The sequence below is a fragment of the Caballeronia pedi genome (genome assembly GCF_001544915.2).
GTDB classification, from domain to species: Bacteria; Pseudomonadota; Gammaproteobacteria; order Burkholderiales; family Burkholderiaceae; genus Caballeronia; species Caballeronia pedi.
Genome location: NZ_FCOE02000030.1, coordinates 61,073 through 87,441, shown reverse-complemented (window position 1 = coordinate 87,441; position 26,369 = coordinate 61,073). Strand labels below are relative to the sequence as shown.

Genomic DNA, 26,369 nt, shown 5'->3' with positions numbered 1-26,369 from the left:
CCGTCTCAAGATGTGGAGAGTAGTTGCGCCTGTGTTGCCGCGCGTTCGAGCGCGAGACCGTGTGCAAGTTCCTGCGCCATCGAGCCGATATAGACCTCGTATAGCTCGCCTGTCAAGGCATCGAGCGCGGCATCGGCGGTTGCGGCGGGGTCGAGCTTGGCGCCGTCGAAGCCGCGGCTCATGTCAGTATCGATCGCGCCGGGCAGCGCCGCGAACACACTCACGCCGTGCGGCATCAACTCCGCGCGCAAACATTCGGTGAGCCGCAAGCCCGCCGCCTTCGATGCGCACAGCGAGCCCATCGACGGAAGACTCACGCGCGCGAGGATCGAGAGCACATTGATGATCGCGCCCTTACCCTCGATGAGCGATGGCGCGAATGCGCGCACCATGCGCCACGTGCCGAAGTAGTTCACGTCCATTTCCGCGCGGGCGTCGTCCATCGCATGCTGCGCGAGGATGCCGCTCTGCCGGTTGATGCCCGCGTTGTTGACGAGCAGCGTGGTATCGGCGGCGATGCGCGCGGCGTGCGCCACGCTGTCGTCGTCGGTGATATCGAGCGTGACGGGGATCACGCGCGCATCGTCGAACTCCGTGTGGCCCGTGCGCGATGCCGCATACACACGACCCGCGCCACGTGCGAGCAGGCGCGCGACGAGCTGCGCGCCTAGGCCGCGATTGGCCCCCGAAACGAAAGCGACAGTGTGGCGATCGATCATAAAAGGCCTTTAAACAAGGGAGAAATCGGCGGGCAACGTGACTTCGAGCAGTTCGAGATCGACGCTGCACTGGCTGAACGTATAAGGCAGCATGCCGGGAATGGCGATGCTGTCATCCGCGCGAAGCTGCCAACGCGACTCCCCCTGCGAGATATCCAGACTGCCCGCGAGCACGAAGAAGAAGCAGAACTCCGTGTCGTGCATGCGCGATGCTTCGCGAGCAGCGTCTTGCGGACGCACCACGCGCACACCGGCCAGCCCGTTCGTCGCCGCGCCGATGCCCGTATCCGTCACCACGAAGCCCGGCGATTTCCACGGCTTCCATTCGGAGCGTTTGGCAATGTGCCGCACGAAGCGTTGACCGTTGAAGTCGTGGTTCGCATCGTAGACGGAAGAGGGCAGCGCCATGTCGTGATCCGCCATGGTGATGTGCTCCGCCGGACTGCCCAGTTCGATGACTTCCGCGCCCGCGGAACTCTCCAGCACGCGATGCCGGATCTCGGGCGGCTGCAACACGCAATCACCCGCTTCGAGAATGAACGGATCGCCCTGACCTTCATAGACGAGACGCACCCAGCCCTTGCGGCAAAAGATGGTTTGAAAGCGGATCTTGTGGAAGTGCACATAGTCCGGCACCGGACCGCCTTCGAGTATGCGGATATGCGACGCGATAAACGCGCCGCCATGCCGCTCGGGCAAGAGATCGCGATAGCGCATGCCCGCGCGGCCCACGCTCCAGTGCGCATCGCTTCCTGCGTTCGCGAGCACGAGTTGCTGGCGGGTTGCGGGGAGGACCATCGGCGGATTGGCATGCACGAGCCGCACGGTCACGCCGTTGGGCGCGATCAGTTCGCGCGTTTCGCCGGGGATTTGCGCGGGGTCGTCGCAGAGAACGTGCAATGTGTCGATGCCGTCCTCGATATCGAGCCCGAGCCGCAATGTGAAGCCGTCGCGCGAAAGGATGGCGGTGCGCGGCCCATCGGCGGGAAAGATCGCGTCGAGCCTGAAACCCAGGCGCGCGATAAAGAACTGCATGGTGGCGGGGAGATCGGTGCAGCGCATCGGCATGACGATGCCGCGCACGCCTTCGATCGCTGCGTCAGATTCGGAGAAGGAGGTCATGAGAACTCGCATAAGTGATGAACGGGATGCCGTGTGCGGTGATGTTCACGCACACCGGCGGTCCCGTCAGCACGCAAGCGATTCCCATGCGCCGTGGCGCACGCGAGAAGGCGCGGTCGGCGTTCATCGAGGCAGACATCGCGCAAGACGTTGAATTCCCGCGTGCGTCGTGCAGATGCCCGGCGAGAAACGCAAGGTGCGGCTGCGCGAATCCACGAACAGGCCCGCGTCCTTCAGTTGCACGACGATCTTCGCGGCGTCCAGATGCGCGGGCGTTTCGGCCATGATGCTTGCGCCGCGTTCGTCGTCGGCACGCGGAGAGAGCAGGCGATAGCCTTTGTCGTCGACGAGCGCGATCAGTTCGTGGCACAGCGCGAGATTGTGCGCGCGCACACGGCCTGCGGGCTGCGCGCGCATCCACGTCATGCCGGGCTGCGAGGCGACGAAGGGCAGCACCGAGGGCGTGCCCGTATCGAAGCGGCGAGCATCGGCCGCGTACTCGAATGCATCGATATTCCAGTTGAACGGATTCTCCTGACTGAACCAGCCGCGCACGGCCGGTGTCGCGCCTTGCTTCAATGCATCGGGCGCGATATAGCCGAGACCCGTTCCGGGCGCGCCGCACAGCCACTTCAAGGTGGAGCCGCATACGAAGTCGAAGGGCGTATCGTTCAAATCGAACGGCAGAATGCCTATGCCCTGCGTCACGTCCAGCGCCGCGAGGCTGCCGCGACGGCGCGCGTGCCCGCACATCGCCTTCAGATTCACGCGTTTGGAAGTCAGCGACGATACCCACGTGATCAACACGAGCGCGACATCGGCGGTCCACGCTTCGATGAAGTCTTCGTCGCGCACATAGTCTTCGCCATCGCGAACGGGCACGGTGCGCAAGGTGAAGCCGCGCCGGTGCGCGAGTCCGGACAGCAGAAAGTGCAGGCTCGGAAAGCAGTCCGCCGCGACGAGCACGGTGCGGTTGCGCAAGGCATCGTCCGCGAGGCCGTCGAGATAGCGCGCGAAGGCGTCCGTCACGTTCTGCGCGCCGAACACGTTGCTGTCCTGCGCGCCGATCAATGCGGCCCAGTCCGCGAGCAACTTGCCGCGTGCGGTGAGCGCGGTGTCCCAGCGCGTATCGTCGGGCGCGCACCAGTCGGCGGCGAAGTGGGAGAGCGCGCGGGTCATGGCTTCACGATGGCCGGGATACACGCCCACCGAGTGGTACATCAGCCAGCCGTCGAAATTCGGGTCTTGGTCGTTCATGGCTCAGATGTGCTTGTCGATCTTGTAGTGATAGATGGCGATGCAGACGAGGCTCAGCATGGCGCAGGCCATCAGATAGAACGCTGGCGAAAGCGGATCGTGCGTCGCGCCGATCATCGCGGTGACAAGCCAGGGCGTGAAGCCGCCGAATACCATCACGCCGATGTTGTAACTGAAGCCCAGACCCGTGCTGCGCATATGCGTCGGAAAGAGCGAGGACAGCACCGCGGCTAGCGGGCCGAAATAGATCGCCTTCAAGGCGCCTGCCAGCGTCATAATCGTCAAGAGCACGGAGAGGGACGGACTCGCCAGCAGCCACGCAAAGCATGGATAGATGGTGAGCAGGGTGATGATGGCCGACAGCACCATCATGCGGCTGCGTCCGTAGCGGTCCGCGAGGTGGCCCATGAGCGGCGTGAAGAGCATCAGGATGGTGCCGGTGACGACAGTCGCGGCGAAACCCGTCGATGCCGGCAAATGCAGTTGCTTCACTGCATACGTCGGCATGTAGAGGATCATCAGATAGCTCGCGGCGGTGGACACGGCCATGATGCCCGCAGCCAGCAGAATGCGGCCCTTGCTATGCGCGAGCAGATCGCGTACGGGTGTGTTGCTGGAAGCCTTGTGAGCGGCATCGGGCAGCGTATCGTCGATATGCTTGCGGATATAAAGCCCCACCGGCGCCACCAGCAGACCGAAGATGAAGGGCGCGCGCCATCCCCACGACTCGATCTGCTCCGGTGACAGTTGCGTGCTCAGGGCCAGTCCCGCGCACGATGCGAGCACCGTGCTCATGCCCTGACTGGAGAACTGCCAGCTGGCGAGAAACGCCTTGCGCTTGCTCTTCTGCTCGATCATCAATGCGGTGCCGCTGCCAAACTCGCCGCCGGTCGAGAAAGAGATGAGCATGCGCGCCGTCAACAAGCCGATCGGAGCAGCAATGCCGATCTGCGCATACGTGGGAATCACCGCGCAAATCAGGGTGCCGACGGTGGTCAGCGAAAGCGCCATCAACAACGCAGCCTTGCGCCCGCGACGATCCGCATAACGTCCGAGCAGCAGCGCGCCGAGTGGCCGGAATATGTAGGAAAGGCCGAAGGTGCCGAAGGTCATCAGCAGAGAAACGGTCTCGTCATGGGCCGGGAAGAACAGCTTCGAGAGCGTGACGGCAAAGAAGCCGTACGCGGCGAAGTCGAACCATTCGAGCGCGTTACCGATACTGGTCGCGATGATCAGTCGGCGCATCGGTTTCGGGTTGGTTTGCCGCACGTCTTCCTCAATAACAGTCGAATCCATGGTGTGTGTTCCGGGCAAGGGGGCGGGATGGAAACAGAAAGAAGTCAGTGCGATTGCGGCTCGCCGAGGTCCCAGAACACACCGGTCATCAGTTCGAGGGCCTCGCGCATCACCGGTGCGAGCACGTGTTCGTCGGGCGCGTGCTGGCGGCAGCCGGGATAGGAGTGCGGAATCCAGATGGTCGGCAGGCCGAGCGTGTCCGCGAAGCACTCGTTCGGGATCGTGCCGCCCAGGTTCGGAAGCAGGGTGACGGGCTTGCCCGTGGTGATCTCTATCGAACGTTCCGTGAAGGCGACCCAGGTGTTATCGGGATCGAGCCGCGTGGCGCCGCCCGATGCCTCGATGCTCACTTCGATCCCGCCGAACCCTTCATGGGCGAGATGCGCCTCGATGTATTCTTGCGCGCGCTTCCAGTCGGTGCCGACCACGAAGCGCAACTGGCACACCGCTTCCGCCGAGCGCGGAATTGCGCTGACAGGGTTGTCGACATTGCCTGATTGCATGGCGAGCACTTCGAGCGTGTTCCAAGCAAAGACGCGTTCTGCGGGCGTGAGGCCGGGTTCGCCCCAGTTGGGCGAGAGCGGCGGATCGCCTTCGTCTTTGCCAATCTCGAGATGCGCCACGCGTGCGCGCACTTGCGGCGGGATGGTCGGCGGCAGCAGGCCGTTAATGCGGATGCGGCCGTGACCGTCTACGAGACTCGCCAGTGCGTTGGCCATGACGGTAGCGGGATTCGCGAGCACGCCGCCCCAGTTGCCCGAATGCCGCGCACCGAATGCATTCTCCAGCTTCAGGCGGAAATGCAGCGCGCCGCGCGAGCCGAGAAACACCGTGGGAGAGGACGCGCGTTGGCGCGGGCCGTCAGAGGCGATCAGCAAGTCCGCGGCGAGACGCTCGCGCAGCGTCGCGCAAATGGCGTCCAAGCCCGGCGAGCCGACTTCCTCGCCCATTTCGAAGACGATCTTCGCGTTGAAGCCGAGTTCGCCGCGCGTGGCGAACACGGCGGACAGCGCGGCGAGATTGATCGAATGCTGCGCCTTGTTGTCGGCAATGCCCCGTCCATACCAGCGTTCGCCTTCCACCTTCACTTGCCACGGCGAGCGCGCGTTGGTCCAGTTGGATGCGTCGCCGCCGATCACATCGCCGTGGCCGTAGAGCAGCGCGGTCGGCAGATGCGGTGCTTCGATGCGTTCGCCCACCAGAAACGGCGGCATGCCGGACACCGGGTTTGCCACTACTTCACAGGAAAAGCCGAGCGAGACCAAGTGAGTTTCGATCTCTTCGGATAGGTAGCGGCGCAGGACCGGTGCGGCTTCAGCGCGCTGGCTTTCCGTTGCCAGCGCGACGCGGCGGCTCAGGGTATCAAGGAAGGCGCCGCTGTCGAAGTGCGAGAGGATGTGGGCAATTGCGCTTTGTCGGGACATATCGGTTGCGTGGTTTTCGATCGACTGGACTCAGATTAGCCCTGTCGAAGTGTTTTTGTATTCGCAATCAAACAAGGTACATTTGCAAATACGTCAAACCTCAAGTTCTTTGAGATCGCCATGCGCAAGCTCCTCGAGCCGTCGCTTTACTATTTTTCGGTGGTGGCTCAGGCCGGCTCGCTCACGTCCGCAACGGATAAGCTGGGGCTGACTGTATCGGCGCTGAGCCGGCATATTGCCAAGCTCGAAGGCGATATTGGCGTGCCGCTGTTCGAGCGGCATGCGCGCGGCATGGTGCTCTCGCACGCGGGGCGTCTGTTGTTGCGCCATGCGCAGCGCACGCTGTCGGATGCGCAGGCGGTGTTCGACGAGATCCAGGGCGACGAGCGCCGCCGTTCACGCACGATCACTATCGCCTGCACTGAAGGCTTTGCGTTCGATTTTCTGCCGGTATCGCTGGCTGCGTTCTGCCGCGAGTATCCCGACGTCGCGATTCAACTCGAAGTGGTGCCGTCCGAGCGCGCGAGCCAGATGCTTTTGTCGGGCGAGGCATCGATTGCGCTCACCTTCAGCTTCAAGCCGGAGCCGGGTGTCGTGGTGCAGTTTACTCAGCGCGCGCCGGTGATGGCGCTCATGCACGAAGAACATGCGCTGGCAGGCAAGGCGAAGATTTCGTTGAAGGACTTGACCGCCTATCCGGTTTTGCTTCAGGACAAAGGAACGACGAATCGACAGTTGTTCGATATCGCGTGCAATGTGGAGAGCATCGAAATCCAGCCGATGATGACGAGCCGCTATGTGGCCGCGCTCTATCGCTTCGCGCTGGTCGTACCGGATGCGATCATGCCTTCTGGCTATGTGTCGGTGGCGAAGCGCCTGAGCATCGACGGGCTGACGGCCGTGCCGTTCGACAACCCTTTGCTTACGCAGCGGCGCTTGCAGGTGCTGACGCTCGCGGGCGCGCGGCTTGATGAGTTGGCGAGCGAGTGTCTTCGATGGATAATCGAAGATCTGAAGCGAACGTCGAGTGGCAAGTGATTTGATGCGAAGCTCGCTGTGGCAGAGTAAAGCTGACGTGTGTCATCTCAATGGCCGATTGGAAGGCCACTTCACACGGGCGAGCTTCACGCTATTTAACATAAAAGGAATTATCATTTGTGTTTAGGTATCCGGAAGTTCTTGTTATCAATATGGTTGGAGCAGTAGCGCCTGTGGCGCCGTCTTCACCATTCGGGCCGGTAGCCCCTGTCAGACCCTGAAGGCCGTCAGGGCCTTTGGTACCAGTCAAACCGATCAACCAGTTGTTGGCTTTGTCGCCCGTCCCCGTTTGAGCTTGTGACGTTGACGGTGAGCAAGTTGTCGGCATACGCGGTGATCTCGCCACGCAACCAGTTGTTGCCGGCCACTGCCATCACGGACTGGCCAACCAAGAAGCTTTTGCCAGAATCGATCGTGAAAACCCGTTCGCCGGTTCTAATCATGAGTTGGCTCGGCGAAAACGCCACAAAAGCCGTGCCGCGAGCAGCAATCTTCGCCATCGTCGAGACCGGCCCGTTCGTCGTCTGGACGTCTGCGTTGGCGGCCCCATTACCCACTGATCATGGAGAGCGACGTTCGTTGCGAACTTCTGTTCGCTCGTTGCGATATTCATTAAAATTAGTCATACTAACTAGTGAAGAGAAAGCCTCTATGGCTCTGGGGTATATCAGCAATCAAGGCAGGCCACGATGCTGCGTCAGTACGCGCACTGGATCAAGTTCGCCGAGATGGGAACGAGTTCGATCGACCAAGAAAAACGAGACGAGGAATCGCTCGGCGGTATTCTCTACGATCTCTCGGCAGACGACACCATCGCGCGACGCGATCTTGAAAGCGGTGGTTCAGTATCCGTCACGTTGTGAAGCGGAGCAGTAGCGAGCTGCCGGTCGTGCAGCGCTAGCAAGGTCTCGAAGATCGGAATCGCGTCGTCGGCCAGAATCCACTCATCTGTCTCATGCGCGAGCGCAAGTGCTCATTGAGCAAGGACTGGTTGACGCCCCCACGCCGGCAGACCGCCAGTGCAAGATGGCGTCTAAGCGACCGCTCGCGCACCGCTACCGGGCTCATCGGTAGCAACTGTTCCTTAGTTAGACGTATGTGCGATGGCTTGGTGCCCGACCCGCTTAGCTTCGAAACCATTTTGATTCACCGTGACACTCAAATCGAACCCCAGCATTGTAGAGCAGGGTCCGTCGCAGTTAGGGTTGACGGCCGCCCCATGCTAATCTTACTAGGGTCGAGGTTGGAGAGCCGAGGCGATGACTATTGATTTCGCAACAGCCTTTGCGAGCAGAGAGAAAGCCTGGTGGCCAGAGCATCAGACAGGCGAGCGTATTGTTTTTTGGCAGCGGCAAAGCTACGGGAAAAATCGCCAGGCAATCGAAAAGCGCGTGGCCGCAATATTCACCCCGACCGAGATCGCGGACTGTTGGACAAAACTGCGATCCAACGAGGGGGAAGGCAATACAACTCCTAGTGCTCTGCTCTATGAACCTCCTCAGCGATTCCAAATCGACCCAAGACAGTTCATCGCGCGCGCTCGATTGAGCAAACCAGCCGACTTGGAACCGACGGCTTCTGGTTTTGCACAATGGGTCTATTCACTCTACTCGTCTGTGCACGGCGACGTCAGTGATCTAGAGCGTGGCATCGAGACTGAACGTGGCGTGGGTTCAGGGCTGGACGAGTTCTTGGAGGCGGACGCGGATGACCGGATTGAAAAGATCGAGCAACGTGGAGCATACAGAAGAAAAAAGCTTTGCGATCTTGGCGACGAACTTGTGGGCCCACGATTGGCCGACTGGGAGCTTGTGCACAGTGGCTTGCACCTGCAGGGCGAAGTGACGCCATGGTTTAACGTTGCCGATCTCTGTGTCGGCAATGAACCGCTTCGAACATCGCCCGACCTTCTCTTCAAGAATAGCCTCAGCGGCGAGGTCATCGTAGTGGAAATCAAGAGGTCAGTGATGGAAATCCCATCAAACCTTTGGCCGAACATCTGGGCGCAACTTTGGTGCTGTGCGCAGATTCCCTTGGTGCGCGAGGCGAGCCGTGTGACTGTGGTTGGGGAGGTGTGGGGCGAAAAGTGGATACGCGAGTCGAGGCGCGATCCGCCGGCATTTCCGCATCTCTTTATGCGGGCATCGGTGCGTCGCGATCCTCGTGCGCCAAAGTACGATATCTTTTTCCGGAAGCTGTTCACGATATACGCCGGCGGCGACCCCGTGCAGCGGTAAATGAAAAAAACTAGGGACATGAAGCCCGCCCCCGGAGGGGCGGGCTTATGCCGGAGCTCAAACTAAACTCGCTCTTTGCGCAGCAGGCGCTTCAGGAAGGCCCGCCACAAGCAGCAAACAGTACAAGGGTTTACGGACGGTTCGTACTCGATCCCGCCATACCCGCATTTAGCTCGCTCGGGGCGAGGCGTGATATCTCCCGTATCGGCATTTACCCGAATTTCCGTGCAGCCACACAGATTCCACTACAACACTTCTGGCCAGGGAACGGCAGAGCCGCGGAGCCATAGCTGGAGATAATTGACGCCTGCCGACGCACCGGTGTCGACCACAACTCGCCCGAACTCTTGACGCTCGTGTAGTCCGCGCGGGGAAAGCGACGCCGTCGCGGACCAGCGTGCGCAGGCTTTCCATCGCCGGCACCAGCCAGCCCGCAGTCGTGGGTTGAATCGCTCTGCCGTTCGTTTCGAAGAGGTAGTAGTGATCGAACGGCAGCGTCGACGCCTTGAACGCTTCGAAGGGTGGATCGCACTGGACGATCTTTAAGTAGTGTGCCTCCATCACGATCTCGGGGTGCCCGGCTTCTCGATGTCGTCGGCGGGTCGGTCGCCGGAGCCGGCAGGATTCGCGTTGCGTGCGTGCCACTGGTAAGCCGAAGGTCCAGGGCAGGTTGGCCATCTAACCTGAGGAGCTAACGCCTGAAGGGCGCCGTGGCGACAAGCCAGTTGTCGAGCGTCACAAACCAATGATCTTCCGCCCAGCACCCATCGCACGCGACGCTTTCTACCAATATCAAGCGCGCGTTTAGTACATTCGTGACGCATCGGCAGCCTGCGACGCGTACTCGATCGCGCCTGACGTTTCGCCGCATCGCAAGCATTCACATTGGCGATTTGACGAGACTGGCCAGCGTTTATAAGCAATAATATGGGATACCAGTTTTGATTCGTTGAAAGGCTGAAATGTCCGATCTCAAAGTTGACCGAAATGCGAAGACGCTCCGTGAACTGACGCTCGAAAAGCTGCGCGAAGCGATCGTGCAGGGTTATTTCCGGCCGGGTGCGCGACTCGTCGAGCGGACGCTGTGCGACGAATTGGGCGTAAGCCGCACCGTCGTGCGCGAAGTGCTGCGCCACCTCGAAACCGAAGGGCTGGTCGAGATAGTTTCGCGCCAGGGACCGGTTGTGGCGCGGCTCGACCCCACACAGGTCGCGGAAATCTACGAGTTACGCGGTCTTCTGGAAGCCAACGCTGCACGGGCCTGCGCGAAGAACGCGACTCCAGAAATCATCGAAAAATTGCGCGGCATCCGGCGCAAGATTGAGGATGCCTTCACCCGCGACGCTTTTGCTGAAGTCCTAACGCAAACCGAAGCCTTCTACGACGTGCTATTCGAAGGCGCACAGAAGTCGGTCTCTTTGGCGGTCGTGCGATCGCTGAACACGCGTATCAACCGGCTCCGCGCTCTGACGATTTCATCGGCTGGGCGCGGAGAGGAATCAAACCGGGAGATGAACGCGTTGCTCGAAGCGATCGAGCGACGCGACGGTGACGCCGCGTTCGAGGCGTCCGCCGCGCACATCCGGCGCGTCGCGGATCTGGCGCAGCATGCGCTCAGCCAGTCGAGTGGGCCCGAATGACGATATCACCGAATTCAATCTGTCTGACGAAAACCGCCCATGTGGCGGTTTTTTGTTGCCTGCAACGCGTCCGAATATCGTGTCATGGTATTCCATAATATTCTGCGGTGAGTCTCAAGCATAATATGGCATACCATCAGAGAGCGATGAAAACGTTGTGGGGAGAGGCAATGAAATATCGGAACACAAAGGAGCTGGGCGCATGAAGCCGCAAGCAAGCCGCTTAGTCGCGGGTGCGATGGCGGGCGGCACGCGTTACAGCCTGTACGCGTCGTGTGCCGGCCAGAGCGCCGGGACCGTTGCGCTGATTCACGGCGTGGGCATGAATCACAGCGTCTGGGCGCCGCAGATCGACGCCCTCAGCGCTTACTTCGATGTCCTTGCCTACGACATGCCCGGCCACGGCGAGAGCGCCTTGCCGAGCGCCGAACCGACGCTTGCCGAATATGCGATGCAACTCGCCGCGCTGCTCGATGCGCTGAAGATCGAACGCGTGCATGTCGTCGGACACTCGATGGGCGCGCTCGTCGCGCTCGAATTCGCGCTCACATATCCGGCGCGCACGGAGAGCGTCGCGGCCCTGAACGCGGTCTACGATCGCACGCCCGAACAGCGCGCGGCCGTGATGAGTCGCGCCTCGACGCTCGATGCAACCGAAACCGGCGCCGGTGTCGATGCGACCATCGCGCGCTGGTTCGGCGAGCCGGTGCCCGCGCATCTGACGCAATCCGCGCATGACTTGCGCACGTTGTTGCTGAACGTGGACCCGATTGGTTATGCGCGCACGTATCGCCTGTTCGCGAGTTCGGACGGCGCGCATGTCGGACGTCTCAACAGCCTGAACATGCCCGCGCTCTTCCTCACCGGTGAATTCGATCCGAACTCAAGCCCGTCGATGTCGCAATCGATGTCGTCGGCGGTTCGGAATGGCCGCGCCGAGATCATCGGCGGTGCGCGCCACATGATGAACGTCACGGATCCCGAGCGCGTCAACGAGCGGCTCGTCGCCTTTCTGACGCGAGCCGCGGCCGCGCAACCGATCCACACAACACAAACAGGAGCACGTCATGACTGACACGATTCAAAGCCAGGCGCTCGATCTCGTAGAGTTTCGCCGCGCGCTCGGCGCGTTCGTGACCGGCGTGACGGTCGTCACGACCATTCAACCCGACGGCTCGCCGCGCGGCTTCACGGCGAATTCGTTCACGTCGGTGTCGCTCGATCCGCCGCTGATTCTCGTGTGCATCGCCAAGACGGCGTCGAGTCACGCCGTGTTCTCGGCCACCGATCACTTCGCGGTGAGCGTGCTCGCGGAAGGTCAGAAAGCGGTGTCGGGCGTGTTCGCGTCGAAGTCCGCCGACAAGTTCACGCAGGTCGACTGGCATGCGCGCGCGACCGGCGCACCGCTGATGAACGGCGCGGCCGCGAGCTTCGATTGCAGGACGCACGATGTCGTCGATGCGGGCGATCACATCATTCTCATCGGCCGCGTCGTGGACTTCTCGCACACGACTTCGTCGCCGCTCGGCTATTGCCGCGGCGCTTATGTGAACTTCAGCCTGTCGCAGGAAGCGTTGGCCGCGGCCGGCTCGCGCGCCAAAGTCGGCGCGATCCTGGAACTCGATAGCGGCCTCGTTCTGCTTGACACACCGCAAGGGCTGGAGTTGCCGTGCGGAATCAAGCTCGAGCCATCGAGCGACGCAACCAGCTTGCGCGGCGTGCTCGCCAAGCTCGGCCTCGACGCGCATCTGGACTTCCTGTTCGCCGTGTTCGAGGAAAGCAGCGGCCATGCGCCGGGCGTGCACGTGTATTACCGCGGACGCGTGTCGAGCGATGGCCTGGCTCTTCCTTCGGCGCGCGTGCGTGTGGTTCCGCTCGGTGAGATTCCGTGGGATCGCATTCGCGACGACGCCGTTCGTTCGATGCTGCAACGCTATGTACGCGAGCGCAGCGAAGACGCGTTCGGCATCTATGTCGGCGACACCGCAACGGGCAAGGTTCAGTCGCTAGCGACATCGCACTGAACGCCTGAGCAAAAAACTCGCGTACGCGAAGCCGATTTTTACCCCTTCGTCGTGCGCTGAACGGAGAACTCATGTTCTACGAAATCCGGACTTATCGAATCAAAACCGGCGCGGTTCCAGCTTATCTGAAACTCGTCGAGGAAGAGGGCATCGAGTTGCAGAAGAAGTATCTGCAGGACCTCGTCGGCTATTTCTTCTCGGAGATCGGGCCGCTTAACCAGATCGTTCATATCTGGGCTTATCCGTCGCTCGACGAACGCGATCGCAGGCGCGCCGCGCTCGCGAACGATCCTGCATGGCAGGCGTTTGCGCCGAAGATCCAGGCGCTCATGGAAGAGATGGAAAACAAGATAATGCGGCCGACCAACTTCTCGCCGCTGAAATAAGCGACAAACAGGCCGGCGACAACACGGCTTCACTCACACATCAGGCAGGAGACAGAAATGAACACGAGAAAGAGTCTTTTCGCAGCGAGCTTGATCGCCGCCAGCGCGGCATGCGTATTCGGCACGCTCGCGCAAGCGGCTGAACCGATTGTGTTTACGAGCTGGGGCGGCACAACGCAATCGTCGCAGCAGAAGGACTGGGCGCAGCCGTTTGCGCAGGCGAATGGCATCAACGTGCTGATGGACGGGCCGACCGACTACGGCAAGCTCAAGGCGATGGTCGAGAGCGGCAACGTGACTTGGGATGTGGTCGATGTCGAAGGCGACTTCGCTTATGCCGCGCAGCAGGCGGGACTTGTGGAACCGATCGACTACAACGTCGTGAAGAAGGACGAGTTGGACCCGCGTTTCGCGACGCCGTCCGCTGTCGGCAGCTTCTATTACTCGTTCGTGCTCGGCTATAACAAGGCCAAGTTCGCGAGCGCGCAACCGGCCAATTGGGGCGACTTGTTCGACACCAAGAAGTTTCCGGGCAAGCGCACGCTCTACAAGTGGTCCGCGCCGGGCGTGCTCGAAATCGCGCTGCTCGCCGACGGCGTGCCCGCGAACAAGCTCTATCCGCTCGATCTCGATCGCGCGTTCAAGAAGCTCGACACCATCAAGGGCGACATCGTCTGGTGGAGCGGCGGCGCGCAGTCGCAGCAACTGCTCGCCTCCGGCGAAGCGCCGATGGGCGTGTTCTGGAACGGGCGCCTACATGCTCTCGCTCAGACGGGTGTTCCCGTGGGCATCTCATGGAATCAGAACCTGACGGCGGCCGACATGCTCGTGGTTCCCAAAGGCTCGAAGCATAAAGCGGAAGCGATGAAGTTCCTCGCCTACGCGACCAGCGCTCAGGCTCAAGCCAAGTTCGCGACCGATACCAACTACGCGCCGATCAACATCAAGTCGCCGGCGATGATGCCCGCCGATGTCGCGAAGCAGTTGCCGGATCAATACAAGACTTCGCAGATCGATCTCGACATGAAGTACTGGGCGCAGAACCGCGACGCAATCGCGAAGCGCTGGTACGCGTGGCAGTCGAAGTAAATCGTCGCTCATTCGCGGAGATCGCGGGCAACACAGCCTGGATTGGGAGTCACCATGCCGAACGTCCTCAGTACCGTTGCACCTCCCGCCGCGAAAACGCGGCGCAAACCGGATTGGCGCAGCATGCGCCTGCTCGCCCCCGCGCTGCTGTTGCTCGCGATCTTCTTTGTGTTGCCGGTGCTCTCGCTCTTGCTTCGCAGCATTATGGAGCCCACGCCGGGCCTTCAGAACTACGCTGAACTGCTCGGTTCCACCACGTACCTGAAAGTCTTCGGAAACACGTTTCTGGTCGCGACCGTTGTGACGATTGCAACCGTCGTGATCGGATTTCCGACTGCGTGGCTGCTCGCCATCGCGCCGCGCAAGATCAGCTCGTTGCTGTTCTCGATCCTGCTCCTTTCGATGTGGACGAACCTGCTCGCGCGCACCTTCGCGTGGATGGTGCTGCTGCAATCGACCGGGCCGATCAATCGTGTGCTGATGTCCCTGCACATCATCAACGAGCCGCTCGCGCTGGTGAACAACCTCGTTGGCGTGACGGTTGGCATGACCTACATCATGCTGCCGTTTCTCGTGATGCCCTTGCACGCGACGCTGCGCAGCATCGATGCATCGACCTTGCGCGCCGCTGCCGTGTGCGGAGCAGGCCGCTGGCAAGCGTTCTGGCGCGTGCTGGTGCCGCTCGCCACGCCAGGCATCGCATCCGGCGCTTTGATGGTCTTCGTGATGGCCCTCGGCTACTTCGTCACGCCCGCGCTGCTCGGCGGACCGTCGTACATGATGCTCGCCGAACTCATCGCGCAACTCGTGCAAGGGCTGTTGAACTGGGGCCTCGCAGGGGCTGCCGCGTTCGTGCTGCTTGCCGTGACGCTCGGACTCTTCACGCTGCAACTGCGCTTCACGGGCGGTGCGCGTGCAAGCATGGGAGGACGCTGACATGTTGCTCGATTTCGATCGTCTGGGTTCGATGAAGTGGGTATTGATCGCAATCGGTTGCGCGGTCGGACTCTTTCTGCTGCTGCCGATTCTCTTCATCGTCGCGCTTTCTTTCGGCGATTCGCAATGGCTGATCTTCCCCGCGCCGGGCTGGACGCTGGAGTGGTATCGCCAGTTGTTCACCGATTCCGGCTGGGTGGATTCGCTGCTGACGAGTGCCAAGCTCGCAGTGATCGTCACGGTGCTGTCGGTGGTGCTCGGGCTGCTCGCATCTCTGGCGCTCGTGCGTGGCAAGTTTCGCGGACGCAGCGCCGTGCAGGCGTTCTTCCTCACGCCGATGGTGCTGCCCGTGGTCGTGCTCGCGGTCGCGCTGTATGCGTTCAGCTTGCGCGTCGGACTTAATGGCACGACGACGGGCTTCATCATCGGCCATCTGATTATTGCGCTGCCGTTCTCCATCATCTCGATCAGCAATTCGCTCGCGAGCTTCGATACCTCGCTCGAAGATGCGGCGCTCGTGTGCGGTGCATCGCCGCTTGTGGTGAAGCTCCGCGTGACCTTGCCAGCGATTCATCTCGGCATCTTCGCCGCCGCGATCTTTTCGTTCCTTGCGTCGTGGGATGAAGTCGTGGTGTCCATCTTCATGTCGAGTCCAACGCTGCAGACCTTGCCGGTGCGCATCTGGTCGACCTTGCGCCAGGATCTGACGCCCGTCGTCGCCGCGGCTTCTTCGCTGCTCGTCGGGCTGACGACTTTTTTAATGCTGGCGGCCGCAGTGTTGCGCCGTCCCCGTTCCGTGAAGTGAGGTAACGCGCTATGACATTCCTTCAGATCCAGCACCTGCGCAAGACCTACGATGACGTCGTCGCCATCGACAACGTTTCGCTCGACATCAAGAAGGGCGAGTTTATGACCTTCCTCGGGCCTTCAGGCTCGGGCAAGAGCACGACGCTCTATATCGTCGCGGGCTTTCAGGAGCCGACGGAAGGACGCGTGCTGCTCGATGGCAAGCCGCTGCTTTCGGTGGCGCCGAACAAGCGCAACATCGGCATGGTGTTTCAGCGCTACACGCTGTTTCCTCATCTGACTGTGGGCGAGAACGTCGCGTTTCCGCTGCGCGTGCGCCGCCGTCCCGATGCCGAGGTCAGAAAGAAAGTCGAGGAGATGCTCGCGCTCGTGCATCTTTCGGAGTTCCGCGACCGCATGCCCGCACAGATGTCCGGCGGCCAGCAGCAACGCGTGGCGATCGCGCGCGCGCTCGCTTACGACCCGCCCGTGCTTTTGATGGACGAGCCGCTTTCCGCACTCGACAAGAAGCTGCGCGAGGAAATTCAGCTCGAACTGCGCCGCATTCATCAGGAAACGGGTGTGACGATCCTGTATGTGACGCACGATCAGGAAGAGGCGCTCCGGCTGTCGGATCGCATCGCGGTGTTCAACAAGGGGCGCATCGAGCAATGCGGAACGGGCGAGGAACTCTATGCCAACCCCACGTCGAAGTTTGTCGCGAACTTCATCGGCAACTCGAACTTCCTGCCCGTTCGCGTGACGTCGAGCAGCACGGAACAATCGAGCGGTGTGTTCCCCAACGGTCATGCCGTCACCGCTGCCGGCAATGCATCGCTCACGGCGGGCGATGACGGCACGCTGATGGTTCGCCCGGAACAGATCCGCATCCGCGCGCTCGGCGCCTTGAAGGCGTCAGCGGGCTTGCCCGTCACCGTGCGCGACATCACCTATCTGGGCGACGCCATGCACTACGCGGTGGCTACGCCGTGGGAACAGGAGATCTCCATTCGTATGCCAGCGGGCGACCATCGCGACAGCGGTCTCGTGATCGGCACGCAGGCGCTCGTCGACTGGGATGTTCGCGATGTCCGGCTCTTCACGCAGGCCTGATATGGGCGACAGATTGTCTTCGCTGAAGGTCGAACGACCCAACGTCACACTGCGCGAGCTTGCGCTCGAAAAGATGCGCTCGGCAATTCTGGACGCACGCTTCCTTCCCGGCGATCGCCTGGTGGAACGCTCTTTGTGCGAGGAACTCGGCGTGAGCCGCACGGTGGTGCGCGAAGTGTTGCGGCATCTGGAAACAGAGGGGCTGATCGAGTCGCTGCCGAATCAAGGGCAGATCGTCGCCATTCTGGACACGGATACCGCCGCGGAAATCTACGAAATCCGCGCGTTGCTGGAAGGCGAAGCCGCGATGGCGTGCGCGCGCTATGCGGACGACGATGTCGTCGCCGAGCTTGCGAAGTGCATCGAGGCGATCCAGCACGCTTTCGATACGCACGCCCATCATGCGGTGCGCGCTCACACGACGGCGTTCTACGAGCGCATGTTCACCGGCGGACAAAAGAATGTCGCGTGGGAGATCGTGCAGTCGTTGACCGCTCGGATCAATCGACTGAGAGCAATGACGATCGCCTCCGACGGCCGAGGCCAGCAAGCGGTTCAGGAAATGCGCCGGATACTCGCCGCGATCCGCTCACGAAATGTCCTTGACGCACGCGATGCTGCGCGAGCGCATGTCGAACGCGGGTCGGAAATCGCGCGGGATTTGCTGAGTGGAGGACAGACGAACGCGTCCTGCAAGCGCGCCGACGGCAACGTTCGCGACAGCGCGATCGTGCTGCAAAGCGCAATGCCTTACAAGAAGCAACAAGCGCGGTTCATCAAACCATAAGCAGTCAACCGTTCGGAGGAGAAAGAGCATGGCTAAGGGTTTCGTCAAGGCGCACGTCGCATTCGTGCTGGCAGGAAGCGCATTGTTCGCGGCGAATGCGTACGCGCAGTCGTCTGTCACACTTTACGGCGTGATCGACGAGGGCATCGACTATGTCAACAACAGCGGCGGGCATTCGCTCTGGCGCATGCGTGACGGTACTTACGACGGCGTCTACGGCAGCCGCTGGGGACTGAAGGGCAGCGAGGAACTCGGCGGCGGACTCTCCGCCATCTTCAAGCTCGAATCAGGCTTCAGCACCGAAAACGGACAGAGCCGGCAAGGCGGGCGTCTCTTCGGACGTCAGGCGTATGTCGGGCTGTCGGATACGCGCTTCGGCACGGTGACGCTGGGCCGTCAATACGATTCCGTGGTCGATTTCCTTCAGCCGCTGACCGCGCCCGGACAACTCGGCGGTCCCCTCGTCCACGCAGGCGACATCGACAATACCGACAATTCCTTTCGCGTCGACAACTCGGTCAAGTACGCGAGCCCGAAAATCGGCGGCCTGACCTTCGGCGGCCTCTATTCGTTCACGAACACCAATGCGCCGGGACGCGGCACCACGGGCTTGTGGAGCGTAGGGGCGAACTACGCGTTCGGCCCGTTCAATGTCGCGGGCGCGTATCTCTATGCGAAGAACCCGGCGTTACTACTGACCGATGGAAACTTCGTCGCCAACACGACCGGCGCAGCGATCGGCGCGACCGGGCCGTTCAGCTACGTCGGTAATCCGGCCAACGAACAGGTGTTCGGTGCGGCACTCAACTATGCGATCGGCGCCGCGACGCTCGGCATCGACTATACGAACACGAAGTTCAACGACGCGAACGGCACCAATGGCACCGTGCGCTTCGACAACTATGAAGCATGGGGACGCTACAACCTCACGCCCGCATGGTATGTCGGCGCGCAGTACGTCTATACGCACGGCAACATCGGCTACAGCCAGGCCATTCCGATCTATCACCAGGTGGGCCTGACCACGGCCTACGCGCTCTCCAAGCGCACGTCGGTCTATGCGATGGGCGTCTGGCAAAAGGCCGCCGGCGCCGCGACGAATGCGGACATCTTCGAAGGCGCGGTCGCCACGGCTTCATCGAATAATCATCAGCTCATGGGACGGGTGGGCATCTTCCACCTGTTCTGATTCGCTTGGTCACAGGCGTCGTGGCTCGCGCGGGCGGCAGGCCGACGACGCATTTTAAGTAGAGGAATCACTGTGGAACTGAAATCCATGCTGAAGGACGCATCGCTTCTCCGTCACCAGGCTTATATCGACGGTCAGTGGTGCACGGCGGATTCGGACGCGACCTTCGACGTGTTCGATCCGGCGACGGGCCGCTCGCTCGGTAGCGTGCCGAAGATGGGCGCACAGGAAACGCTGCGCGCCATCGACGCCGCCAATGCAGCGTGGCCCGCCTGGCGCGCAAAGACGGCAAAAGAGCGCGCGCTGCTGATGCGCCACTGGTTCGAACTGATGCTGGAAAACACGAACGATCTCGCGCTCATCCTGACTTCGGAGCAAGGCAAGCCGCTCGCGGAAGCGAAGGGCGAGATCGCCTACGCGGCGTCGTTCATCGAATGGTTCGCGGAAGAAGGCAAGCGCGTCGCCGGCGACACGCTCGCCACGCCCGCGGCCGACAAGCGGCTCGTCGTCGTGAAGGAGCCGATCGGCGTATGTGCAGCGATCACGCCGTGGAATTTTCCGGCCGCGATGATTACGCGCAAGGTCGGCCCTGCGCTTGCAGCCGGCTGCCCGATCGTCGTCAAGCCGGCTGAATCGACGCCGTTCTCCGCGCTCGCGATGGCCGTGCTCGCCGAGCGCGCCGGGATTCCGGCGGGCGTGCTCAACATCGTGACGGGCGACCCGAAGGAGATCGGCGGGGCGATCACGAGCAGCCCGGTGGTCCGCAAGCTGTCCTTTACCGGCTCGACGGGCGTGGGTCGATTGCTGATGGCGCAAAGCGCGCCGACGGTGAAGAAGGTCACGCTCGAACTCGGCGGCAACGCGCCGTTCATTGTTTTCGACGACGCCGATCTCGACGCCGCGGTCGACGGTGCGATCGCATCAAAATATCGCAACAACGGTCAGACGTGCGTGTGCACGAACCGCTTCTACGTGCACGATCGTGTGTACGACGCGTTCGCGGAAAAGCTCGTGAAGGCCGTGGGCAAGCTGAAGGTGGGACACGGAACCGAAACCGACGCGACGCTCGGGCCGCTCATCGACGAAGCCGCCGTGAAGAAGGTCGAAGCGCATATCGCCGACGCGGTGGGCAAGGGCGCGAACGTCATCGCAGGCGGCAAGCGTCACGCGTTGGGCCACGGATTCTTCGAGCCGACCGTCCTTGCGAACGCGACCATCGACATGTGCGTGGCGAAGGAAGAGACCTTCGGCCCGCTCTCGCCGCTCTTTCGTTTTTCGAGCGATGAAGAAGTCGTGCGGCTCGCCAACGACACGGAATTCGGACTTGCGGCGTATTTCTACAGCCGCGATATCGGACGCATCTGGCGCGTGGCCGAACAACTCGAATACGGCATGGTCGGAATCAACACGGGCGCCATTTCGAACGAAGTCGCGCCCTTCGGCGGCGTCAAGCAATCCGGACTCGGCCGCGAAGGATCGCACTATGGGATCGACGACTATCTCGTCATCAAATACCTGTGCATGGCCGTTTGAAATCGGGGAACGTGTCGAAATGAACTTGTATCCATCTGACGCCCGCGAGGCGAATCCGAAGTCTTCGAACGGTCACTCGATGGAGCAGGCGAGCGCGGCGGTGAGCATACCGTCGCGCGTGACGATTCGCGTCGTCGCCATCTGCTTGCTGATGATTTTCGCGGAAGGCTACGACGTCGCGATCTACGGCGCCGTGCTACCGATGCTCACGCACGGCACCGACTGGTCTCTGTCGCAGTTGCAGCTCGGCGCCATCGCGAGCTGCTCGCTGGCGGGCATGATGATCGGCGCGATGGGCGCCGGAACGCTGAGCGATGTCATTGGCCGACGTTCGGTGCTGCTTTTCAGCGTGGGCCTGTTTTCCGCGATGATGGCCGCCGCCGCGCTCGCGCCGACGCCGACGTGGTTCGTCATCGCGCGCGTGATCGGCGGGCTCGGACTGGGCGGCGTCGTGCCGACGGCAGCGGCGCTTACCGTCGAATATTCGCCGGAAAATCGGCGCTCGTTCAACTACGCGCTGATCTACACCGGCTATTCGATCGGCGGCATCGTCGTGGCGTTGCTGGCCATTGCCTGGTTGCCGTCGCACGGCTGGAGAGGGCTGTTCTGGCTCGGCGCGGCGCCGCTCGTCGTCATGCCTTTCGTTGCGCGCTTTTTGCCGGAATCGCTCGATTTCCTGCTGTCGAAGGGACGCGTCAGCAAGGCGCAGTCCGTTGCCGACACACTGGGCATCAGATTGACTCGCGGACAAGTCGCCACGCTCGATGCAGGGAAGAAGAGCAAGGCCGCGCCTGTTCGCGCGCTTTTCGGCGGATCATATCTTCGAGCGACGCTAGCGTTCTGGCTGGCGATGTTCATGGGCCTGCTCTTGCTGTACGGCCTGAGCACCTGGTTGCCGCAGTTAATGCGAAAGGCAGGCTTTCCGCTCGGTTCGAGCCTCGGCCTGCTCGTTGCACTCAATTCGACGGCGGCTGTCGGCTCATTGCTCGGCGGAGCGGTTGCCGACCGGCTCGGCTCGAAGCCCGTCGTGAGCACGCTGTATCTGCTCGCTGCGGCGAGTTTGTGCGCGTTGCCGTTCGCGCATGGAACCGTGGAAGTTTATGTGCTCGTGGGACTTGCGGGCATCGGCACGATAGGCAACACGATGCTGCTGGGCGCCTATATCACTCGCTACTACCCGCCGGCCAATCGCGCGACGGGAATCGGCTGGGTGTTGGGTGTCGGGCGGTTCGGCGCCATCACCGGTCCCTTGATCGGCGGTTTGCTGGCGCAGGCAAATGCGCCACTGTCGTGGAATTTCTATGCCTTCGCGGTGGCGGGCGTGGCCGCGGCTGCCGTTCTGGCGATGGTTCCTGCGACCGTCGGCAAAAAAAATTCGTAAGCCATACTATGGCATACCATCATCTTTGTCGTTAAGCGTAGGGGAAGCGCGTTCGGGCAAATTTAGCGCGAACGCGATCCACTCGCTCGGCGCTGTGGCATATGCCTGACAGCCGCCTTCCAGACAAAGACGACCATGAAAAAGATCCAGAACCTGCCGATCGCGGTAAAGATAGGCGTTGCATTCGCCGCAGTCATTTTCACCTTCGCGGTAAGCGCCTTCATATGCATCTTCAGCATCAAGGCAATCGACCATAAACAGAACGAGATTGCCGCATCGGAAAGCACCTTGCTTCTGCTGAAGGACGGCACGGCGGACTATCTGAATATCGTCTGGGCGGTTCTCGCGAACAACCTGAACGGCGAGCCGGGCCACAAGGCGTGGATCGACGGGCACGCCAAAGACTTCCATACGCGGTTGTCCGCCATTCAGGCGGCCGATGCGGCCGGCGAGAACGCGAAGCTCATCGCGAAGACGAGCGATGAATACGATGCGTGGCTTCGCACGGTCGTCAATCCCTTGATCGAGATGCGCAAGAAGGTCGATGCGTTCTCGGCCAGCGTGAGCGATCTTTCGCAGATGACGGAGAGCTTCGGCTCTTACCTCGGCACGGAGAAGCTGATTGCGTCGGTCGACCAGCTTCAAACCTACGAGCAAGGCAAGATCTCGGCGAACCGGCAAGAACTCGACGCGTTGCGCGCCCGCATCTATACGACGATCTTCGTTTCATCGATGGTCGCCGCGATTGCCGCGGTGCTCGCGGGAACTTGGCTCGCACGCATCGTTTCCCGTCCGCTGAAACAAGCCGTGAGCGTCGCCACGCGCGTGGCCGAAGGTGATCTGACGGCGCGCATCGCGGCATCGTCGCTGGACGAAACCGGGCAACTGATGGCGAGCCTCAAGTCAATGAATGAAAGCCTGTCCAGACTCGTCGGCCATGTGAGGATCGGCGCGGACGGCATCGCGACTGCGTCGAGCGAAATCGCCGCCGGCAACCTGGATTTATCCGCGCGCACCGAAGAGCAGGCAAGCTCGCTCGCCGAGACGGCGGCCAGCATGATGCAGCTCACCCATACAGTTAAACAGAACAGCCAGAACGCGCGCCACGCGAATACGCTCGCCACGAGCGCGTCCGACATGGCCGATTCCGGCAACGAAGCGGTTCAGAACATGGTTCGAACCATTCACCAGATCAGCAACAGCTCCAGCAAGATTTCCGATATCACCGGCGTGATCGAGGGTATCGCGTTCCAGACGAACATCCTTGCACTGAACGCGGCAGTCGAAGCGGCGCGCGCCGGCGATCAGGGCCGTGGATTCGCGGTCGTGGCGAGCGAAGTTCGCAGCCTCGCGCAACGTTCGGCAACGGCGGCGAAGGAGATCAAGGAACTGATCCTCACATCGGTCGAAACGGTTCAGAGCGGCGAACGGCAGGCTGCCGAAGTCGGCGACACCATTGCGCAGGTCCGGCTCGCGATCAGACAGGTGTCGGATATCGTCGGTGAAATCGCGGCGGCGTCCGAGTCACAGAGGCAGGGGATCGAAGAGGTGAATCTGGCCGTCACCCAGATGGATCAGGTGACGCAACAGAACGCGGCGCTCGTGGAACAGGCGGCGGCAGCGGCGCATTCGCTCGAAGAACAGACGGCAAATCTCAGAAGTCTGGTTGCGGTGTTCAAGCTCGAAGACCACCGCAATGCCTCGCTGCCTGGTTGAAGCACAATGTCGAAGCGGCTACGCCGGGGCGTAGCCGCAGTTTCGCGTTTAGCTCAGCGCATGACTCAGCGCATGACGAACGGATCGTCGATCGGATCATCCGACGTGCGCAGCCACACGGTTCGCGTTGTCGTGTATTCCAGCGCGGCGCTCATCCCGCCTTCGCGGCCGTGTCCCGACAGGCCGAAGCCGCCGAATGGCGCGAGTGGCGAAACCACGCGATAGGTGTTGATCCACACGATGCCCGACTTGATGCGCTTCGACACACGATGCGCGCGCGTCAGATTCGTCGTGAAGATGCCGGCGGCAAGGCCATAAACCGTGCTGTTCGCCTTCTCGATCGCTTCTTCTTCGGAGGCGAACGTATCGACGGAAAGCACTGGCCCGAACAGCTCCTTCGTGATGCAGTCCGGCCGATCGATTCCGCTGCAATCGAGAATCGTCGGCGCGTAATAGAAGCCGTCGCGATCCAGCGCGCGGCCGCCCGCGAGTACTTTCGCGCCCTGACGCAACGAAGTTTCGACAACCGACTCGATATTCTTGCGCTGACGCTCCGTGCATAGCGGCCCGAACTCCGTGTCCACGTCGTTCGGCGAACCCACGCGAATGCGCTCGACGCGTTCCACCAGCATCGCGAGAAAGCGTTCCTTCACGGATTCCTCGACCAGCAGACGCGAACCGGCCACGCAGCTTTGACCGCTCGCCGCGAAGATGGCCGCAGCTTGCGCATTCACCGCGCTCTGGATGTCGGTATCGGCGAACACGATGAACGGCGACTTGCCGCCCAGTTCGAGCGACACCTTCGCGAGATTGTTCGACGTGTTCGAGACGATGTGCTTCGCCGTTTCCGGCCCGCCGGTGAACGCGACCTTCGATACCTTCGGATGGCTGCTCAATACCGCGCCGCATTCCGGCCCGAAGCCGGTGATGACGTTGACCACGCCTGCGGGAAAGCCCGCTTCGTGGATCAACTTCGCGAATTCGAGCAACGGACCGGGCGCTTCTTCGGAGGCCTTCAGCACCACCGTGCAGCCCGCGGCGAGCGCCGGTCCAACCTTGACGGCGGAAAGAAACAACTGGCTGTTCCACGGCACGATCGCCGCGACCACGCCGACTGGCTCGCGTTCGAGCCAGACCTGCATGTCCGGCTTGTCAACGGGAATGTGACTGCCTTCGAGTTTGTCGGCGATGCCCGCGTAATAGCGATAGTAATCGGCGACGTAAGCGATCTGGCTCGACGTCTCGCGGATGATCTTGCCGGTATCGTTCGTTTCGATTTCCGCCAGACGCGGCGCGGCTTTTTCGACCAGATCGGCGAGCTTGTGAAGCAGCTTGCCGCGCGCCGATGCGCTTAAGCCCGCCCATGCGCGGTCGCTTAGTGCGCGGCTCGCTGCATCGACTGCCCGGTTCACCTGCTCGGTGCGCGCTTCGGGCATGTCCGCCCAGACCGCGCCCGTCGCCGGGTTCACGCTGCCGAAACTCGCGGCGCCAGGTTCGAACTGGCCGTCGATGTAAAGCTGGAATTGGGGATTCATGGACTCGTTACCTCACGCGAAGGCGGGCATCACGTCGCGGATCATGCGTTCGAGCGACGCCTTCTTGCGCTCGAAGCTCACGCCCGTGTCGATCCAGAACGAATACTCGTCGAAGCCGAGCGCTTCATAAGCCTTCAGACGCGCGATGACCTCTTCCGGCGTGCCGATGACATTGTTCTTGCGCATCGCTTCGGGCGTGTAGAACGGATGCGCGGCGATTTCTTCCGGGCTCAGCGTCTTGATCATTCCCCGGCTGACCGGGCGCTCGTTCTTGAACCACGCGCCGAAGTAGTTGTAGAAAACGTTGACTTCGTCGGCTGCAACTTGCGCGTCGTCTTCGCTGCTCGCGACGTAGGTATGTCGGAGGAGCATGATTTGCGGGCGCGGCACGTCACTGAATTTTTCGCAGGCGGCATTGAAGTGGCCGACGAGCTTTTCCACTTCTTCATCGCCCATATGCAGCGGCGTGACTTGCACGTTGCAGCCGTTCGACACGGCGAATTCGTGGCTGTTGGGATCGCGCGCGGCGACCCAGATCGGCGGATTGGGTTGCTGCAACGGCAGCGGCGACGAGGTCGTCGACGGGAAATTCCAGTACTCGCCTTCATGCGCGTAGTCGCCTTCCCACAGCTTCTTCACCGCCGGAATCAGCTCGCGCATGCGCTGGCCCGCGTTCCATGCGTCGAGGCCCGGCATGAGCCGCTCGTATTCAAACGAATACGCGCCGCGCGCGATGCCGAGTTCGAGCCGCCCGTCCGTGATGATGTCGGTCATGGCGGCTTCGCCCGCGAGCTTGATCGGATGCCAGAACGGCGCGATCACCGTGCCCGTGCCAAGCCTCACATTCTTCGTCTTGTTGGCGAGATCGACGAGATTGAGGAATGGATTCGGCGCGATCGTGAAGTCCATGCCGTGGTGCTCGCCGGTCCAGACGGCGTGCATGCCGCCACGATCGGCGATCTGGCACAGCTCGACCATCTCGTCGTAGAGCTGCTTCTGGGTGGTCTTGTCGGAGACGCGCTCCATGTGAACGAAAAGCGAAAAACGCATGGTGCAACCTTTTTCGAGAGTGAAGCGGGCGTACGTGAACGGATTCGCGGTGAAGCCTGCGAGTGTCCGTCGTCACGAGCGGCATTCGCTCGTGACGACGGTCGGCCAGGC

At 61.7% G+C, this 26,369-nt stretch carries 24 protein-coding genes; 16 read left to right on the top strand and 8 right to left on the bottom strand.

Going from position 1 to position 26,369, the window contains the following annotated elements; all coding sequences use genetic code 11:
• Positions 1 to 5: 5 nt before the first annotated feature.
• From AWB80_RS31420 to AWB80_RS31400, 5 genes are all read right to left on the bottom strand, one after another.
• Positions 6 to 719, bottom strand: coding sequence for an SDR family NAD(P)-dependent oxidoreductase (locus AWB80_RS31420; protein ID WP_061178580.1), 714 nt, complete (start codon positions 717 to 719; stop codon positions 6 to 8).
• Between the two features lie 9 nt (positions 720 to 728).
• On the bottom strand, positions 729 to 1,841 hold the full coding sequence (locus tag AWB80_RS31415; protein ID WP_061178579.1) for a cupin: 1,113 nt from the start codon (positions 1,839 to 1,841) through the stop codon (positions 729 to 731).
• 123 nt (positions 1,842 to 1,964) lie between these two features.
• Positions 1,965 to 3,098: an aminotransferase class V-fold PLP-dependent enzyme gene (locus AWB80_RS31410; RefSeq protein WP_061178578.1), complete on the bottom strand. Its 1,134-nt coding sequence runs from the start codon at positions 3,096 to 3,098 to the stop codon at positions 1,965 to 1,967.
• Between the two features lie 3 nt (positions 3,099 to 3,101).
• Positions 3,102 to 4,394: an MFS transporter gene (locus AWB80_RS31405; protein ID WP_061178577.1), complete on the bottom strand. Its 1,293-nt coding sequence runs from the start codon at positions 4,392 to 4,394 to the stop codon at positions 3,102 to 3,104.
• A gap of 44 nt (positions 4,395 to 4,438) precedes the next feature.
• Entirely contained in the window at positions 4,439 to 5,818 is a 1,380-nt protein-coding gene (locus tag AWB80_RS31400) for a M20 family metallopeptidase (RefSeq protein ID WP_061178576.1), read from the bottom strand.
• Positions 5,819 to 5,938: 120 nt separating this feature from the next.
• Here AWB80_RS31400 and AWB80_RS31395 point away from each other — a divergent pair, with 120 nt between their 5' ends.
• Complete coding sequence (locus AWB80_RS31395) at positions 5,939 to 6,856, top strand: LysR family transcriptional regulator (RefSeq protein WP_061178575.1); 918 nt, start codon at positions 5,939 to 5,941, stop codon at positions 6,854 to 6,856.
• Between the two features lie 227 nt (positions 6,857 to 7,083).
• Here AWB80_RS31395 and AWB80_RS44135 read toward each other — a convergent pair whose 3' ends face one another.
• Entirely contained in the window at positions 7,084 to 7,356 is a 273-nt protein-coding gene (locus AWB80_RS44135; RefSeq protein WP_160147492.1) for a hypothetical protein, read from the bottom strand.
• 189 nt (positions 7,357 to 7,545) lie between these two features.
• Between AWB80_RS44135 and AWB80_RS44130 the strand changes: the two genes are divergently transcribed.
• The 15 genes from AWB80_RS44130 to AWB80_RS45355 all read left to right on the top strand — a co-directional run bounded on the left by AWB80_RS44130 (position 7,546) and on the right by AWB80_RS45355 (position 23,673).
• Positions 7,546 to 7,719: a hypothetical protein gene (locus AWB80_RS44130; protein WP_160147491.1), complete on the top strand. Its 174-nt coding sequence runs from the start codon at positions 7,546 to 7,548 to the stop codon at positions 7,717 to 7,719.
• Between the two features lie 396 nt (positions 7,720 to 8,115).
• Positions 8,116 to 9,093, top strand: coding sequence for a hypothetical protein (locus tag AWB80_RS31385; RefSeq protein WP_061178573.1), 978 nt, complete (start codon positions 8,116 to 8,118; stop codon positions 9,091 to 9,093).
• Positions 9,094 to 10,055: 962 nt separating this feature from the next.
• Positions 10,056 to 10,733 carry a GntR family transcriptional regulator gene (locus AWB80_RS31380; RefSeq protein WP_061178572.1) on the top strand — a complete coding sequence of 226 codons (678 nt, stop codon included), beginning with the start codon at positions 10,056 to 10,058 and terminating at the stop codon, positions 10,731 to 10,733.
• 202 nt (positions 10,734 to 10,935) lie between these two features.
• On the top strand, positions 10,936 to 11,808 hold the full coding sequence (locus AWB80_RS31375) for an alpha/beta fold hydrolase (RefSeq protein ID WP_061178571.1): 873 nt from the start codon (positions 10,936 to 10,938) through the stop codon (positions 11,806 to 11,808).
• The gene (locus AWB80_RS31370) at positions 11,801 to 12,757 is read left to right on the top strand and encodes a flavin reductase (protein ID WP_061178570.1); all 957 of its coding nucleotides are present in this window, start codon (positions 11,801 to 11,803) and stop codon (positions 12,755 to 12,757) included. Before AWB80_RS31375 ends, AWB80_RS31370 begins: the two co-directional genes overlap by 8 nt.
• Before the next feature lie 71 nt (positions 12,758 to 12,828).
• Entirely contained in the window at positions 12,829 to 13,143 is a 315-nt protein-coding gene (locus AWB80_RS31365) for an NIPSNAP family protein (RefSeq protein WP_061152442.1), read from the top strand.
• A 57-nt stretch (positions 13,144 to 13,200) separates the two neighbouring features.
• Positions 13,201 to 14,232 carry an ABC transporter substrate-binding protein gene (locus AWB80_RS31360; RefSeq protein WP_061178569.1) on the top strand — a complete coding sequence of 344 codons (1,032 nt, stop codon included), beginning with the start codon at positions 13,201 to 13,203 and terminating at the stop codon, positions 14,230 to 14,232.
• Positions 14,233 to 14,286: 54 nt separating this feature from the next.
• A complete protein-coding gene (locus AWB80_RS31355) occupies positions 14,287 to 15,168 on the top strand; it encodes an ABC transporter permease (protein WP_061178568.1) in 882 nt (293 codons plus the stop codon).
• Between the two features lies 1 nt (position 15,169).
• On the top strand, positions 15,170 to 15,973 hold the full coding sequence (locus tag AWB80_RS31350) for an ABC transporter permease (RefSeq protein WP_061178593.1): 804 nt from the start codon (positions 15,170 to 15,172) through the stop codon (positions 15,971 to 15,973).
• An 11-nt stretch (positions 15,974 to 15,984) separates the two neighbouring features.
• Positions 15,985 to 17,067, top strand: a complete 1,083-nt coding sequence (locus tag AWB80_RS31345) for an ABC transporter ATP-binding protein (protein WP_061178567.1) — start codon at positions 15,985 to 15,987, stop codon at positions 17,065 to 17,067.
• Between the two features lies 1 nt (position 17,068).
• The gene (locus tag AWB80_RS31340; protein WP_087131747.1) at positions 17,069 to 17,854 is read left to right on the top strand and encodes a GntR family transcriptional regulator; all 786 of its coding nucleotides are present in this window, start codon (positions 17,069 to 17,071) and stop codon (positions 17,852 to 17,854) included.
• 28 nt (positions 17,855 to 17,882) lie between these two features.
• Entirely contained in the window at positions 17,883 to 19,043 is a 1,161-nt protein-coding gene (locus AWB80_RS31335; RefSeq protein WP_061178566.1) for a porin, read from the top strand.
• 87 nt (positions 19,044 to 19,130) lie between these two features.
• Positions 19,131 to 20,576 carry an NAD-dependent succinate-semialdehyde dehydrogenase gene (locus AWB80_RS31330; protein WP_167390485.1) on the top strand — a complete coding sequence of 482 codons (1,446 nt, stop codon included), beginning with the start codon at positions 19,131 to 19,133 and terminating at the stop codon, positions 20,574 to 20,576.
• Positions 20,577 to 20,595: 19 nt separating this feature from the next.
• On the top strand, positions 20,596 to 21,957 hold the full coding sequence (locus tag AWB80_RS31325; protein WP_160147490.1) for an MFS transporter: 1,362 nt from the start codon (positions 20,596 to 20,598) through the stop codon (positions 21,955 to 21,957).
• Between the two features lie 135 nt (positions 21,958 to 22,092).
• On the top strand, positions 22,093 to 23,673 hold the full coding sequence (locus AWB80_RS45355) for a methyl-accepting chemotaxis protein (RefSeq protein ID WP_061178563.1): 1,581 nt from the start codon (positions 22,093 to 22,095) through the stop codon (positions 23,671 to 23,673).
• A 65-nt stretch (positions 23,674 to 23,738) separates the two neighbouring features.
• Here the strand turns inward: AWB80_RS45355 and AWB80_RS31315 are convergent, their stop codons facing one another.
• Positions 23,739 to 25,208 carry an aldehyde dehydrogenase gene (locus AWB80_RS31315; RefSeq protein WP_061178562.1) on the bottom strand — a complete coding sequence of 490 codons (1,470 nt, stop codon included), beginning with the start codon at positions 25,206 to 25,208 and terminating at the stop codon, positions 23,739 to 23,741.
• A gap of 12 nt (positions 25,209 to 25,220) precedes the next feature.
• Complete coding sequence (locus AWB80_RS31310; protein ID WP_061178561.1) at positions 25,221 to 26,258, bottom strand: LLM class flavin-dependent oxidoreductase; 1,038 nt, start codon at positions 26,256 to 26,258, stop codon at positions 25,221 to 25,223.
• Positions 26,259 to 26,369 lie beyond the last annotated feature (111 nt).

Excerpts from the sequence above, each read along its gene's own strand:
- AWB80_RS31420 (WP_061178580.1), bottom strand. The coding sequence starts at position 719 with ATGATCGATCGCCACACTGTCGCTTTCGTTTCGGGGGCCAATCGCGGC.
- AWB80_RS31415 (WP_061178579.1), bottom strand. The coding sequence starts at position 1,841 with ATGACCTCCTTCTCCGAATCTGACGCAGCGATCGAAGGCGTGCGCGGC.
- AWB80_RS31410 (WP_061178578.1), bottom strand. The coding sequence starts at position 3,098 with ATGAACGACCAAGACCCGAATTTCGACGGCTGGCTGATGTACCACTCG.
- AWB80_RS31405 (WP_061178577.1), bottom strand. The coding sequence starts at position 4,394 with ATGGATTCGACTGTTATTGAGGAAGACGTGCGGCAAACCAACCCGAAA.
- AWB80_RS31400 (WP_061178576.1), bottom strand. The coding sequence starts at position 5,818 with ATGTCCCGACAAAGCGCAATTGCCCACATCCTCTCGCACTTCGACAGC.
- AWB80_RS31395 (WP_061178575.1), top strand. The coding sequence starts at position 5,939 with ATGCGCAAGCTCCTCGAGCCGTCGCTTTACTATTTTTCGGTGGTGGCT.
- AWB80_RS44135 (WP_160147492.1), bottom strand. The coding sequence starts at position 7,356 with ATGGCGAAGATTGCTGCTCGCGGCACGGCTTTTGTGGCGTTTTCGCCG.
- AWB80_RS44130 (WP_160147491.1), top strand. The coding sequence starts at position 7,546 with ATGCTGCGTCAGTACGCGCACTGGATCAAGTTCGCCGAGATGGGAACG.
- AWB80_RS31385 (WP_061178573.1), top strand. The coding sequence starts at position 8,116 with ATGACTATTGATTTCGCAACAGCCTTTGCGAGCAGAGAGAAAGCCTGG.
- AWB80_RS31380 (WP_061178572.1), top strand. The coding sequence starts at position 10,056 with ATGTCCGATCTCAAAGTTGACCGAAATGCGAAGACGCTCCGTGAACTG.
- AWB80_RS31375 (WP_061178571.1), top strand. The coding sequence starts at position 10,936 with ATGAAGCCGCAAGCAAGCCGCTTAGTCGCGGGTGCGATGGCGGGCGGC.
- AWB80_RS31370 (WP_061178570.1), top strand. The coding sequence starts at position 11,801 with ATGACTGACACGATTCAAAGCCAGGCGCTCGATCTCGTAGAGTTTCGC.
- AWB80_RS31365 (WP_061152442.1), top strand. The coding sequence starts at position 12,829 with ATGTTCTACGAAATCCGGACTTATCGAATCAAAACCGGCGCGGTTCCA.
- AWB80_RS31360 (WP_061178569.1), top strand. The coding sequence starts at position 13,201 with ATGAACACGAGAAAGAGTCTTTTCGCAGCGAGCTTGATCGCCGCCAGC.
- AWB80_RS31355 (WP_061178568.1), top strand. The coding sequence starts at position 14,287 with ATGCCGAACGTCCTCAGTACCGTTGCACCTCCCGCCGCGAAAACGCGG.
- AWB80_RS31350 (WP_061178593.1), top strand. The coding sequence starts at position 15,170 with ATGTTGCTCGATTTCGATCGTCTGGGTTCGATGAAGTGGGTATTGATC.
- AWB80_RS31345 (WP_061178567.1), top strand. The coding sequence starts at position 15,985 with ATGACATTCCTTCAGATCCAGCACCTGCGCAAGACCTACGATGACGTC.
- AWB80_RS31340 (WP_087131747.1), top strand. The coding sequence starts at position 17,069 with ATGGGCGACAGATTGTCTTCGCTGAAGGTCGAACGACCCAACGTCACA.
- AWB80_RS31335 (WP_061178566.1), top strand. The coding sequence starts at position 17,883 with ATGGCTAAGGGTTTCGTCAAGGCGCACGTCGCATTCGTGCTGGCAGGA.
- AWB80_RS31330 (WP_167390485.1), top strand. The coding sequence starts at position 19,131 with ATGCTGAAGGACGCATCGCTTCTCCGTCACCAGGCTTATATCGACGGT.
- AWB80_RS31325 (WP_160147490.1), top strand. The coding sequence starts at position 20,596 with ATGAACTTGTATCCATCTGACGCCCGCGAGGCGAATCCGAAGTCTTCG.
- AWB80_RS45355 (WP_061178563.1), top strand. The coding sequence starts at position 22,093 with ATGAAAAAGATCCAGAACCTGCCGATCGCGGTAAAGATAGGCGTTGCA.
- AWB80_RS31315 (WP_061178562.1), bottom strand. The coding sequence starts at position 25,208 with ATGAATCCCCAATTCCAGCTTTACATCGACGGCCAGTTCGAACCTGGC.
- AWB80_RS31310 (WP_061178561.1), bottom strand. The coding sequence starts at position 26,258 with ATGCGTTTTTCGCTTTTCGTTCACATGGAGCGCGTCTCCGACAAGACC.